The sequence below is a fragment of the Kitasatospora sp. NPDC101108 genome, from assembly GCF_055584725.1.
Window position 1 is genome coordinate 44,492 of record NZ_JBVJLM010000028.1, and the last position, 12,727, is coordinate 57,218.

9 protein-coding genes are annotated in these 12,727 nt (G+C 75.4%); 3 read left to right on the forward strand and 6 right to left on the reverse strand.

Translation table 11 applies throughout. The features are described 5' to 3' along the window. Positions 1–22: 22 nt before the first annotated feature. Entirely contained in the window at positions 23–1,783 is a 1,761-nt protein-coding gene (locus ACZ6Z8_RS35080; protein ID WP_465614054.1) for a LuxR C-terminal-related transcriptional regulator, read from the forward strand. Positions 1,784–1,841: 58 nt separating this feature from the next. On the opposite strand, the gene sucD is transcribed toward ACZ6Z8_RS35080, so the two are convergent. From sucD to ACZ6Z8_RS35105, 5 genes are all read right to left on the reverse strand, one after another. Next, positions 1,842–2,726, reverse strand: coding sequence for a succinate--CoA ligase subunit alpha (gene sucD / locus ACZ6Z8_RS35085; protein ID WP_030280912.1), 885 nt, complete (start codon positions 2,724–2,726; stop codon positions 1,842–1,844). A gap of 19 nt (positions 2,727–2,745) precedes the next feature. Continuing rightward, the gene (sucC, locus tag ACZ6Z8_RS35090) at positions 2,746–3,918 is read right to left on the reverse strand and encodes an ADP-forming succinate--CoA ligase subunit beta (protein WP_465614055.1); all 1,173 of its coding nucleotides are present in this window, start codon (positions 3,916–3,918) and stop codon (positions 2,746–2,748) included. Positions 3,919–4,217: 299 nt separating this feature from the next. Next, entirely contained in the window at positions 4,218–5,399 is a 1,182-nt protein-coding gene (locus ACZ6Z8_RS35095; RefSeq protein WP_465614056.1) for a VWA domain-containing protein, read from the reverse strand. Between the two features lie 30 nt (positions 5,400–5,429). Then, positions 5,430–7,757, reverse strand: coding sequence for a DUF5682 family protein (locus tag ACZ6Z8_RS35100; RefSeq protein ID WP_465614057.1), 2,328 nt, complete (start codon positions 7,755–7,757; stop codon positions 5,430–5,432). Further along, positions 7,754–8,836, reverse strand: coding sequence for an ATP-binding protein (locus tag ACZ6Z8_RS35105; RefSeq protein WP_465614058.1), 1,083 nt, complete (start codon positions 8,834–8,836; stop codon positions 7,754–7,756). Before ACZ6Z8_RS35105 ends, ACZ6Z8_RS35100 begins: the two co-directional genes overlap by 4 nt. A 180-nt stretch (positions 8,837–9,016) precedes the next feature. Between ACZ6Z8_RS35105 and ACZ6Z8_RS35110 the strand changes: the two genes are divergently transcribed. Next, on the forward strand, positions 9,017–10,330 hold the full coding sequence (locus tag ACZ6Z8_RS35110; RefSeq protein ID WP_465614059.1) for an SWIM zinc finger family protein: 1,314 nt from the start codon (positions 9,017–9,019) through the stop codon (positions 10,328–10,330). 11 nt (positions 10,331–10,341) lie between these two features. Next, a complete protein-coding gene (locus ACZ6Z8_RS35115) occupies positions 10,342–11,967 on the forward strand; it encodes a DUF5691 domain-containing protein (protein ID WP_465614060.1) in 1,626 nt (541 codons plus the stop codon). A 115-nt stretch (positions 11,968–12,082) separates the two neighbouring features. On the opposite strand, the gene ACZ6Z8_RS35120 is transcribed toward ACZ6Z8_RS35115, so the two are convergent. Further along, entirely contained in the window at positions 12,083–12,490 is a 408-nt protein-coding gene (locus ACZ6Z8_RS35120) for a cobalamin B12-binding domain-containing protein (RefSeq protein ID WP_270146517.1), read from the reverse strand. Between the last annotated feature and the right edge of the window lie 237 nt (positions 12,491–12,727).

Consider the following 12,727-nt stretch of genomic DNA (forward strand, 5'->3'; position numbering starts at 1 on the left):
CCGCCCCGGCCCGGAGCGTCTGATGTCCACGCCACCCACCCGTGTCCCCGATCCGCTGCGGAAGCTGACCCCCCGTGAGGCGGAAACCCTCTCCCACCTCGCCGCCGGGCACGGCCTCGACCACACGGCCGCCGCACTCGGCGTCACCCCCACGACCGCCCGCAGTTATCTCCACCGGGCCCTGCGAAAACTCGGCTGCCCCACCGAAGCCGCCGCCATCGCCCTGCTCAGATCCGCACCCCCCGTCAGCCCGGGCAGGCGCCCCGCGGCCGACCCGACCGACCCCAACCGCACGCGAGTGGCCCCCACAGCCCCGGGAGAACGCAGCGGCATGACCCAGACCACCCCGACCCCGACTCCGATCCCGGCGGAACCCGACACCGGTGGCACCCCCTCCCCCACTGCCGACCCCGCCCCCGGCCGTCCGGCCGGGGAACGGGCGCACCGCCCGCGCCGCGGCAGCGGCGCCCCGAAGCCGGGCCCGGCCCGGCCCGAGCGCAAGCAGGACCCGCCGAGCACGCGGGCCGGCAAGGCGGGGCCCGCGCGGGGAGCACCGTCGGCCCCCGCCGACCGGCCCGCCGCCCCCACCCCGGAGAAGACCGGGCCGGCTGCATCCGTCGGCTCCGGGAAGGCGTCCGAGGCCGCACCGAAGCCGACCCCCGCGCCCGTCCCCACCGACCGGCCCGCCGCCCCCAGGAGCACCGACCCCCGGGAGCGGATCAGTCGGGCGCTCACCGAGGCGGGGAACGGGCGGGACCTCTCGGAGGACTTCGAGGAGCTGTACGAGGACGCGCACACCCGCCTGGTGCAGCAGGTATTCCTGCTGACGGCGTGCCGGCACCGGGCGGTGCACTGCGTGCGGCTGGCCTTCGGGGAGGCGCGGCGGGACTGGGGCGGGGTGGTCGGGTCGGGTGATCCGGAGGGCTGGGTGCGGGTGCGGGCGTGCGAGCTGGCACTGTCGCCGTGGCGTCGGGGCGGGCCGCGGCGGGCGCACGCGTGGACCCTGCCGCACCGGCGGATCCGGGTCCGGCCGGCGGACGAGGCGCAGTCGGTGCTGCCGGACCACGACCGGCTGACCGACCGGGACAAGGCCCTGCTGAAGGCGCTGCGGCGGCTGTCGCGACCGCAGCGCCGGGCGCTGGTGCTGCACGACGGGCTGGGCCTGCCGGCGGCGGCGATCGCGCTGGAGGTGGAGTCGACCCTGGCCGCGGCCGAGGGGCGGGTGTGGGCGGCCCGGGCGGCGCTGGCGCAGTGGGTGCCCGAGCTGGTGGGCCCGGATCCCGAGGCGCCGGGCTTCGCGGACGGCCTGAGCCGGCTGCTGCACCGGGCGGCGGTGCGGGGCTGCCCGGCGCCGCACCGGGCGCCGGTGCCGGTGCTGCGGGCCCGGCACCGGCTGTGGACGGCGAGCCGGACGGGCGCGGCGGTGCTGCTGACGGCCGCGGTGGGCGGGGCGGCGCTGGCGACGCTCGCCGGGATGCGCCCGGCGGAGCTGTTCCAGCGGCCGGAGCATCCGGTGCCGGTTTTGTGCGTACCGGCCCCGAACGCGCCGGTGCCGGAGCCCAGTGTGCCGCTGCTGCCGGGCGGGGCCCCGAACGGCATCACCAGTCTGTGGTGCAGTCCGACGCCGGGGCTGGAGGCGGTGGTGGCGGACCGGCAGCCGCAGGCGATCGCGCGCTGGGAACTGCCGGTGGCGGCCCGGGGCGCGGCCCCGCCCCCGCAGCAGGATCCGGCGGCCTGTCCGGCGTGGTCCCCGCTGCCGTGCGCCGCGGGGCCCCGGCGCTGAAACGGCGAGCGCCCCCGCCCACGGGGGGCGGGGGCGCTCACAGCGCGGGTGACGAACGTCAGCCGGCGATGATCTCGCGAGCCAGGCGGGCGGTCTCGGACGGCGTCTTGCCGACCTTGACACCGGCGGCCTCCAGGGCCTCCTTCTTCGCCTGGGCGGTGCCCGAGGAGCCGGAGACGATGGCGCCGGCGTGGCCCATGGTCTTGCCCTCCGGGGCGGTGAAGCCCGCGACGTAGCCGACGACCGGCTTGGTGACGTGCTCGGCGATGTAGGCCGCGGCACGCTCCTCGGCGTCGCCACCGATCTCACCGATCATGACGATGATCTCGGTCTCCGGGTCCTCCTGGAAGGCCTTGAGGGCGTCGATGTGGGTGGTCCCGATGACCGGGTCACCGCCGATGCCCACGGCCGAGGAGAAGCCGATGTCGCGCAGCTCGTACATGAGCTGGTAGGTCAGGGTGCCGGACTTCGAGACCAGACCGATCTTGCCGGAGGTGGTGATGTCGGCCGGGATGATGCCGGCGTTCGACTGTCCGGGGCTGATCAGGCCGGGGCAGTTCGGGCCGATGATCCGGGTCTTGTTGCCCTTCGAACCGGCGTACGCCCAGAAGGCGGCGGTGTCGTGCACCGGGACGCCCTCGGTGATGACGACGGCCAGCGGGATCTCGGCGTCGATGGCCTCGACGACGGCGGCCTTGGTGAAGGCCGGCGGCACGAAGAGGACCGAGACGTCGGCGCCGGTCTTCTCCATGGCCTCGGCGACGGAGCCGAAGACCGGGATCTCGGTGCCGTCGACGTCGACGGTGGTGCCGGCCTTGCGCGGGTTGACACCGCCGACGATCTGGGTGCCGGAGGCGAGCATGCGGCGGGTGTGCTTCATGCCCTCGGCGCCGGTCATGCCCTGGACGATGACCTTGCTGTCCTTGGTAAGGAAGATAGCCATGGTGTTTAAGTCCCCTTCCTTACTTGTTGGCCAGCTCGGCGGCGCGGTCGGCCGCACCGTCCATGGTGTCCACGCGCTGGACCAGCGGGTGGTTGGCGTCGTCGAGGATCTTGCGACCCAGCTCCGCGTTGTTGCCGTCCAGGCGGACGACCAGCGGCTTGGTGACGTTCTCGCCCTTGCCCGCGAGGAGCTCCAGGGCCTGCACGATGCCGTTGGCGACCGCGTCACAGGCGGTGATGCCACCGAAGACGTTGACGAAGACCGACTTGACGTCGGGGTCGCCGAGGATGATCTCCAGGCCGTTCGCCATGACCTCGGCGGACGCGCCGCCACCGATGTCGAGGAAGTTGGCGGGCTTGACGCCGCCGTGCTTCTCACCGGCGTAGGCGACCACGTCGAGGGTGCTCATGACGAGGCCCGCGCCGTTGCCGATGATGCCGACCTGGCCGTCGAGCTTGACGTAGTTCAGGCCCTTGGCCTTGGCGGCGGCCTCCAGCGGGTTGGCCGCGGCCTTGTCCTCCAGGGCCTCGTGCTCGGGCTGGCGGAAGTCGGCGTTCTCGTCCAGGGAGACCTTGCCGTCGAGCGCGATGATCTTGCCGTCACCGGACTTGATCAGCGGGTTGACCTCGACGAGGAGGGCGTCCTCGGCGATGAAGACCTTCCACAGCTTCTGCAGGACGTCGGCGACCTGGTCGGCGACCTCGGCCGGGAACTTCGCCGCGGCGACGATCTCGGCGGCCTTCTCCGGGGTGCAGCCCTCGTTGGCGTCGACCGGGATCTTGGCGAGCGCGTCGGGGTTCTGCTCGGCGACGACCTCGATCTCCACGCCGCCCTCGACGCTGGCCATGGCCAGGAAGGTGCGGTTGGTGCGGTCCAGCAGGAACGAGACGTAGTACTCGTCCTTGATGTCCGCGGTCTGGGCCAGCATCACCTTGTGAACGGTGTGGCCCTTGATGTCCATGCCGAGGATCTGCTCGGCCTTGGCGACGGCGTCGGCCGGGTCGGCGGCGAGCTTGACGCCACCGGCCTTGCCTCGGCCACCCACCTTCACCTGAGCCTTGACGACGGCACGGCCGCCGAAGCGCTCCGCGATGGCGGCAGCGTCTGCGGCGGTCTCGATGACATCGCCGTCAAGCACGGGCACGCCGTGCTTGGCGAAGAGGTCCCTCGCCTGGTACTCGAACAGGTCCACGTGTTTGTCCTTGTTCGTGGTCGCGGATTGTGTCTCTACGAGCGTGCCACGGCAGGATCTTCGCTGCGGGTCGTCGGGGCGGTGCGGGTACGCAGAGGTACGGCCTTGCGGCCCACACAGCCACGGGCGCACACGTCAATCAACACGCGCGTCACGTCCGTCTGGCAGGTTATCCCCGTGGGACGGGCGTGTTTCGCCCGGGGCCTGCCCGGCTTGGGTGAGAACCGTCACAGATCGGCCCGTGGGCGCCGGACGGAACCGTGGCCCGTCGAGCGAGTGATTCACACGTTCGAGTGAAGTTACGCCTCCCCCCGGTCGACGCCCTTGACCAGGTGCTGAGGGATCGGACGCTTCTCGATCGCCGCCGCCATGATCTCCGGGAAGACGTCCGGGGTGCAGGCGAAGGCCGGGGCGCCGAGCGCGGCCAGGGCCGCGGCGTGGGCGTGGTCGTAGGCCGGCGCACCCTCGTCGGAGAGCGCGAGCAGGGCGATGAACTGGACGCCGGCCGCCTTCATCGCGGCGACCCGCCGCAGCATGCCGTCCCGGATGCCGCCCTCGTACAGGTCGCTGATCAGCACCACGATCGTCTCGGACGGCCGGGTGATCCTCGACTGGCAGTAGGCGAGCGCGCGGTTGATGTCGGTGCCGCCGCCGAGCTGGGTGGCGAACAGCACGTCCACCGGGTCGGTGAGCTGCTCGGTGAGGTCGACCACCGAGGTGTCGAAGACGACCAGCCGGGTGTCCAGGGTGCGCATCGAGGAGAGCACCGCGCCGAACACCGCGGAGTGGACGACCGAGGGCGCCATCGAGCCGGACTGGTCGACGCAGAGGATGACGTCCTTCTTCACCGCGCGCTGGGCCCGGGCGTAGCCGACCAGCCGCTCGGGCACCACGGTGCCGTGCTCGGGCAGGTAGTTCTTCAGGTTGGCCCGGATCGTCCGGTCCCAGTCGATGTCCCGGTGGCGCGGCCGGTTCACCCGGGCGCTGCGGTCGAGAGCTCCGCCCAGGGTGGCCCTGGTCCGGTCGGCGAGCCGGCGCTCCAGGTCGGCGACCACCTTGCCGACCACGGCGCGGGCGGTCTCCCGGGTGGTCTCGGGCAGCGCGTGCTTGAGCGACAGCAGGGTGCCGACCAGGTGCACGTCCGGCTCGACGGCCTCCAGCATCTCCGGCTCCAGCAGCAGCCGGTCCAGACCGAGCCTGGTGATCGCGTCCTGCTGCATCAGCTGGACGACGGTGGACGGGAAGTACTCCCGGATGTCGCCCAGCCAGCGGGCCACCTGCGGGGCCGAGCCGCCCAGCCCGGCGCTGCGGCGGCCGCCGCGGCCCGTACGGGCACCCTCGTCGGGGGCGCCCCGGTAGAGCGCGGCGAGGGCGCCGTCCATCGCGGCGTCGCGGCCGCGCAGGGTGCGGCCGGTGCCGTCGGCCTCGCCGCCGAGCACCAGGCGCCAGCGGCGCAGCCGTTCGTCGGTCGTGGTCGCCATCTCGTCCTCCTCCTTCGACTTCGGCTGGGGTCAGGTGTTGCGGCCGGCGGCCTGGCGGGGGATCTTCGGGCGGGCGCCGAGCAGCAGGGCCAGCACCGGGACGGCCGCGTCGGCGCGGTCCCGGTCGAGTTCGCCGGCCGCCTCGGGGGCCGCCGGGGCCGCGCCGAGCGGACCGGACGCCACCCGGGCGCCGATGGTGGTGCGCACGCCCGCCTCCAGCCCGGCGAAGGTGCGCCGCAGCAGCGGCAGCACGTCGGTGAACACCTCGTCGCCGACCCCGCCGAGCCACTCGTCCAGCAGGGCCAGCAGCCGGGGGTCGTGCAGCAGCAGGGCGCCGCCGCCGGTGAGGAAGCCCTCGACCCAACCGGCCGCGTCCGCCGGGGCGTTGGCGACGGACAGCACCAGGCGCAGCCGCCGGCCGGCCTCCTCGGAGTCCAACCGGCCGTCGTCCAGCAGCAGCCGGACGGCGCGGCCGCGCAGCAGCCCGGGGGCGCCGGTGGCCGGTCCGCCGGCGGGCTCGCGGCGGGCCAGCGAACCCAGGGCGGCGGCCCAGCGGCCGGCCAGGCCGCCGGTGTCGGCATCCGTGCCGTCCTCGGTGGGCGCGGCCGGGTCGAGCAGGGCGATCGCGCCGTGCACCTCGTCGATCCGGGCACGCATCGCCGCCGCACTCCCGGCGTCCAGCCCGACGCAGGCGGGCGGCAGTCCGACGCAGACCCGTTCGGCCAGGCCCGCCGCGGCCCCGGCCAGCGCGCCGTGGTCGGTGCCCCGCACGTCGCCGTAGCGCAGCGCGCGGACCAGCGCGGGCAGCGCGCCCGCCAGGTGCGCCACGTCGGTGTCCAGGGCCGCGCAGTCGGCGAGCACCCGCATCACGGTGGGCAGCGCGCCGGACAGCCCGGCCAGCAGACAGGTCTCCACCAGGCCGGTCAGCTCGGCGAGTTCGGCGGCGGCCCTGGCGGTGCCGACCGCCTTGTTGACGGCGGCCTCCTCGACGGTGGTGCCCCACTGGGCGGCCTCGGCGATCCGGACCGCGAACTCGGGCTGCCAGCACAGCCGCCAGCTCTCCCGGAACGTCCCGGTGGAGTTGACCGTCGAGCGGGCCGGCACGCCCCACTCGACGCCCAGCAGCCGCAGCCGATGCAGCAGTCGGGAGCGGGCGGCGTCGGTGTCCTTGCGCAGGTCGAGGTCGAGGTCCCGGGGCGCGGCCCCGGGCTTGAGCCGCAGCGAGCGCTGCAGCCGGGCCAGGTCGCGCTGGAGCGGCACCGCCGGTGCGGTGTCCGGCACTTCGCCGAGCGCGTCGCCGACCACCAGGCGCTCCCGGACGAGTTCCAGGGCGACGTCCGAGCCCTCGCAGAGCACCGCCCGGACGGCGTCCAGGGTCTCGGTCAGCCCGGCGAGCGGGCGGCCGCGCAGCACGGCCAAGGTCTCGGCGAGCCGGACCGCCTCGATCACGTGGGCGGAGGAGACCGGGTGGTCCTCGGCGCGCAGCAGCTCGGCGGCCCGGGTGAGCCAGCGCGGCACCGGGTCGCCCTCGGCGGTGAACAGGTGGTGGTACCAGCCGGGCGACTGGATGCCCGCGCCGTAGCCGGTGCCCTGGGAGAGCCGGCGGTGCGTCCACGGGATCCAGGTGATGTCCACCCGGGTCCTCCTCGGCAGGCCGGCGAGCAGCGCCCGGTCGTGGGCGACCGTCGGCATCGTCTCCAGCGCGGGGACGTGGAAGGCCCCGCAGACCACGGCGATCCGGCGGTGCCCGGCGCGGCGGGCGGCGCGGATCTGCTGGCGCATGTGGGCCTCGCGCAGCCGGTCCCGGCGGGACTCGCCGAGGCCCTCGGCGCGCAGCGCGCCCATCGCCTCGGCGACGGCGGCGAACGGCGCCAGCGCGTCCGTGCCGGGGGCGCGGTGCTCGACCACGTCCTCCCACCAGCGCTCCGGGTCGTCGTGACCGGCGGCCTCGGCGAGCAGCGCCAGCGGGTCGGCCGGCAGCTCGTCGGGCCCGGCCGCGTCGCCCTCGCCGTCGCCGTCGCCGTCCGTGAACGGCGCGAAGCCGTACCCGGCGGGCAGGTCGATGAAGCGGACCGGCAGGTCGTGGTCCACGGCGTGGCGGATCGCGACCCACTCCGGGGAGAACTCGGCGTACGGCCAGAACGCGGCCTTCGCCGGGTCGTCCACCGCGTGGGCGAGCAGCGCGACCGGCGGCACCAGGTCCTTCTCGGCGGCGAGGTGGACGACGGCGTCGGCCTCCGCCGGGCCCTCGATCAGCACCGCGTCCGGCCGCCACTGCGCCAGCGCGGCGGCCACCGCCCGGGCCGAGCCCGGGCCGTGGTGCCGGATGCCCAGCAGCGCGACCTCGGCTCCACTCACGCCGTCACCTCGCGGGCGGCGCGGTAGAAGTCCTTCCAGCCGTCGCGCTCGCGCACCACCCCTTCGACGTACTCGCGCCACACCGCCCGGTCGGCGACCGGATCGCGGACGACGGCGCCGAGGATGCCGGCCGTCACGTCCCCGGCGCGCAGCACGCCGTCGCCGAAGTGGGTGGCCAGGGCCAGGCCGTTGGTCACCACCGAGATCGCCTCGGCGGTGGAGAGGGTGCCGCTCGGGGTCTTGACCTTCGTCCGGCCGTCCACCGTGAGGCCCGCCCGCAGCTCGCGGAAGACCGTCACCACGCGCCTGATCTCCTCGGCGCCGCCCGGCAGTTCGGGCAGGTCGAGGGAGCGGCCGAGCTGGTTGACCCGGCGGGTGACGATGTCGACCTCCTCGTCCAGCGAGCCCGGCAGCGGCAGCACCACGGTGTTGAAGCGGCGGCGCAGCGCGCTGGACAGCTCGTTGACGCCGCGGTCGCGGTCGTTGGCGGTGGCGATCACGTTGAAGCCGCGCACGGCCTGGGTCTCGCCGCCCAACTCCGGTACCGGCAGCGTCTTCTCGGACAGGATGGTGATCAGACTGTCCTGCACGTCGGCCGGGATGCGGGTGAGCTCCTCGACCCGGGCGAGCTTGCCGTCCGCCATCGCCCGCATCAGCGGCGAGGGCACCAGGGCGTCCCGGCTGGGGCCGTGGGCGAGCAGCTGGGCGTAGTTCCAGCCGTACCGGACGGCCTCCTCCGGGGTCCCGGCGGTGCCCTGCACCAGCAGCGTGGAGTCGCCGCTGATCGCGGCCGCCAGGTGCTCGGACACCCAGGTCTTCGCGGTGCCGGGCACGCCGAGCAGCAGCAGCGCCCGGTCCGTCGCCAGGGTGGTGACGGCGACCTCGACGACCCGGCGCGGGCCGATGTACTTGGGGGTGATCCGGGTGCCGTCCGGCAGCTCGCCACCGAGCAGGTACGTCGCCACGGCCCACGGCGAGAGCTTCCAGCGCTCGGGGCGCGGACGGTCGTCCTGGGCGGCCAGCGCGGCCAGTTCACCGGCGAAGGCGTCCTCGGCGTGCTGCCGCAGAACGTCGGTCATCGGGGGCTCCTTCGGGTCGGCCGCAGGGCACACGGATGCCCGGGCGGCAAGGTCGTCGGGGGGAGCCAGGTCGGCGTGCCGGCCTGTGGGAACCACCTTGCAACGTGCCACTGACAACGGCCCGCCCGGCTCCGGACAGGCAGTCAGCCACTGTCAGTGCCCCCGCCTACCGTCGGTCGCATGGAGGAACGCTGGAGCACCGAACACGTCCTGTCCCTGGCGCCTGACGCCGCGTCGCAGAAGGCCGCGGGCAAGCTGTCCTCGGCCGCGCCCTGGTCCGGGACGGGCACCGACGGGGCCGCACTCTGGGGCGAGTGCCGGGGCAGCGGCCGCACGCCGTACCGCACCGTGATCGAACTCGCCACGCCCGCCTACCAGTGCAGCTGCCCCAGCCGGAAGTTCCCGTGCAAGCACGCGCTCGGGCTCCTCCTGCTGTGGAGCGGCACCCCCGAGGCCGTGCCGGCCGGCGAGCCCGCCGGCTGGGCGGCCGAGTGGCTCCGGGCCCGCCGCGAGCGTGCCGACAGGCGCGCGGCACCCCCGGCCGACCCGGAGGCCGCCCGCCGCCGGGCCGAACGGCGCGGCGCCCGGGTCGCGGCCGGGGCGGCCGAGCTGCGGCTGCGCCTGGCCGACCGGATCCGGCACGGCCTCGCCGACCAGTCCACGGCCGGGCCCTGGGAGGAGGTCGCGGCCCGGATGGTCGACGCCCAGGCCTCCGGACTGGCCACCCGGGTGAGGGAGTTGGACACCCTCCCGGAGGAGCGGATGCTGGAGGAGTACGCGATGCTCCACCTGCTGGCCACCGCCGCCACCCGGATCGACGAGCTGCCGCCCGAGCTGGCCGCCACCGTCCGCGCCCGGGTCGGCTACACCCTGGACGCCGCCGAGGTGCTCGCCGGGCCGACCGTCCGGGACCGCTGGCTGGTGCTCGGCAGCCGCACCGTGCCGATGGAAGGGGGCTCCGACGAGCGGCTCACCACCCGCCGGGTCTGGCTGCGCGGCGCCAAGACCGGCCGCCCCGCCCTGCTGCTGGCCTTCGGCCGTCCCGGCCAGGCCCCCGACCTCGCCCTGCCCACCGGCCACCTGCTGGAGGCCGAACTCGCCTACCACCCCGGCGCCCGGCCGCTGCGCGCCGCGCTCGGCACCCGCTACGGCGCCCCCGAACCCGGCCCGGCCGCCCCGCCCGCCGGACTCACCGTCGCCGAGGCGGTCGCCGGGTACGGCACCGCGGTGGCCGACGACCCGTGGCTGGACAGCTGGCCGACCGTGCTCGCCGGGGTCGTCCCGGTCCGCACCCCGGACGGCTGGCACCTGACGGACGGCCACCACACCGTTGCCGTCCGCCCCTCGGCCGTCCCGGAGGCGGCGCTGTGGCGGCTGGTCGCGGTCTCCGCCGGACGCCCGCTGACGGTCTTCGGAGAGTACGGCCACCAGGGCTTCGCCCCGGTCACCGCCTGGTCCGCCGAGCACCGCCCGGTCGGCCTCACTTCGGCATAGGAGAGCCCAGGATGACGATCACCCAGGACCCGTGGGAGCCCCTGCGGACCAGCGCCCTGCTCGGCACCGACCGGCGCCCGCTCCCGGCCACCGGGCTGCCGCTCGCCGAGGCCGTGGACCCGTCCGACCCGGCCACCGCGCTGCTGGAGCTGGCCGCGCTCGCCACCGTGCGCCGCCGGGCCGGGGCCCTGCCCGTACCGGCCGCCGGGCCGCCCGCGCCGCCCGCGCCCGAGGACCCCCGCCCCGAGATGCCGGAGGCCGCCGCCCGCCGGCTGGCCGTCCTGCTCGCCGGGCGCACCGGCGGCAGCGGCGGTACCGGCGGCGGCACCCTGGCCAACCTGGCCGAGCTGCTGCCGCAGTGGCTCACCACCGCCCGGTCCGAGGGCCTGCGGCCGCCCGCCGCGCTGATACCCGCGCTGCTCGACGCCGCCCGCGCGCGCAGCGAACTGCGCGGCGACGCCGTCGCGCTGGCCGGTCCGCTGGGCCGCTGGCTGGCCTCGCAGAACCCGGACTGGCGGTTCGTGCTGCGCACCGCCGCCGCCGAGCCGGACCTCCGGACGGACGACCTCTCCGACCACCGGCTGTGGCACGAGGGCCTGTTCGCCGAGCGGGTCACCCACCTCACCCTGCTGCGCCGCCGGGACCCGGCCGCCGGGCTGGAACTGCTGCGCAGCACCTGGGCCACCGAGCGCGCCGAGGACCGGCTGCTGTTCCTGGACGCCCTGCAGGACGGCCTCTCCCCCGCCGACGAACCCTTCCTGGAGGCCGCCCTGGGCGACCGCAGCAAGAACGTCCGCGCCACCGCCGCCGAACTGCTCTCCACCCTGCCCACCTCGGCGCTCGCCCGGCGGATGGCCGGCCGGGCCCGCGCCGCCGTCCGGCTGGCCGACGGCGGCACCCACCTGCTGGTCACCCCGCCCGTCGAGTGCGACGAGGGGATGCAGCGCGACGGCATCGCCCCCAAGTCCCCCACCGGGCGCGGCGAACGGGCCTGGTGGTTCGGTGAGGTGGTGGCCGCCGCGCCGCTGGCGGTCTGGACGGAGAGCACCGGGATGACGCCCGAGCAGCTGCTCGCCCTGCGGGTCGGCGACAGCGTGGACGAGACCAGCAGCAGCTGGGCCGACGACCTGCGCGAGGCCTGGGCGCGCGCCGCCGTGCGCCAGCACGACGCCGACTGGGCAAGGGCGCTGCTCGGCCCGGCGCCCGTCCCGCCGGCCCGCGGCGCCGGCCGGGCGCGGGGCGCGCGCGTCACCGGTGCCCCGTCCAAGCTGCTGGCCGTGCTGCCGCCCGAGGAGCGGGCCGCCTGGACGGCCGCCTTCATCGAGGTGCACGGCCTGGGCGACGCCTTCCAGCTGCTCGGCGCCTGCGCGACGCCGTGGACGCCGCCGCTGTCCACCGCGGTGGTGTCGGCGCTGGCCCGGGCCGCGGCCTCCGGCGCCTACCCGTGGAGCCACAGCGGGGTGCTCGGGACGACGGAACGCGCGCTCGCCCCCGAGACGGCCGCCGCGGTGGAGGAGCTGGCCGCCGGGGCCTCGCCCGACTCGGCGTGGTCGGAGACCTTCGCCCGGCTGGCCGGGACCCTGCGCTTCCGGGCCGCGATGCTGAACGAGCTGACGGGACGGGAACAGGGCAGTTGAGCACAGAGCGGCCGAGAACATCGCGGCCGAGAACGGCGCGGCCGAAACGGAGCGGTCGAGAACGGCCGAGCGGGCCGGTCCGCACCAGGACCGGCCCGCTCGACGACTCCGTCGATCAGCCGGCCGCGCGCAGGTTGGCCTCGACCCAGGCGACCACGTCCCGGGTGGGCGTGCCCGGGGTGAAGATGTCCGCGACGCCCATCGCCTTGAGCTCGGCGATGTCCTCGTCCGGGATGATCCCGCCGCAGAACACCTTGATGTCCGCCGCGTCGCGCTCCTTCAGCAGCTCCAGCACCCGGGCGCACAGCGTCATGTGGGCGCCGGAGAGGATCGACAGCCCGATGCCGTCCGCGTCCTCCTGGATCGCGGTGTCGACCACCTGCTCGGGCGTCTGGTGCAGCCCGGTGTAGATGACCTCCATGCCGGCGTCGCGCAGGGCGCGCGCGATGACCTTGGCACCACGGTCGTGACCGTCGAGCCCCGGCTTGGCGACCACCACACGGATCGGACCCGACACACTCATCACTGCCTCCTGGACCTCGTCGTCCATCATCCGACCGGACCTCGTGGGCCCACGGGTGCGGTTGACGCGGTTAACGCTCGATAACCAACCAACCTGAGGGGAGATTAGCGCCACCGGGCCCGGTTGACCGTGCCGCCTCCCAAGAGGAGGGCAAAGTCACAGCCGCAGGCCTTGCTACCAGTGGGTATACCTCTCCGCGGACCCGCCGTACAGGGCCGGCGCGCCCCCCGCCCGCCC

Excerpts from the sequence above, each read along its gene's own strand:
- ACZ6Z8_RS35080 (WP_465614054.1), top strand. The coding sequence starts at position 23 with ATGTCCACGCCACCCACCCGTGTCCCCGATCCGCTGCGGAAGCTGACC.
- ACZ6Z8_RS35120 (WP_270146517.1), bottom strand. The coding sequence starts at position 12,490 with ATGAGTGTGTCGGGTCCGATCCGTGTGGTGGTCGCCAAGCCGGGGCTC.
- sucD (WP_030280912.1), bottom strand. The coding sequence starts at position 2,726 with ATGGCTATCTTCCTTACCAAGGACAGCAAGGTCATCGTCCAGGGCATG.
- ACZ6Z8_RS35105 (WP_465614058.1), bottom strand. The coding sequence starts at position 8,836 with ATGACCGACGTTCTGCGGCAGCACGCCGAGGACGCCTTCGCCGGTGAA.
- ACZ6Z8_RS35095 (WP_465614056.1), bottom strand. The coding sequence starts at position 5,399 with ATGGCGACCACGACCGACGAACGGCTGCGCCGCTGGCGCCTGGTGCTC.
- ACZ6Z8_RS35110 (WP_465614059.1), top strand. The coding sequence starts at position 9,017 with ATGGAGGAACGCTGGAGCACCGAACACGTCCTGTCCCTGGCGCCTGAC.
- ACZ6Z8_RS35115 (WP_465614060.1), top strand. The coding sequence starts at position 10,342 with ATGACGATCACCCAGGACCCGTGGGAGCCCCTGCGGACCAGCGCCCTG.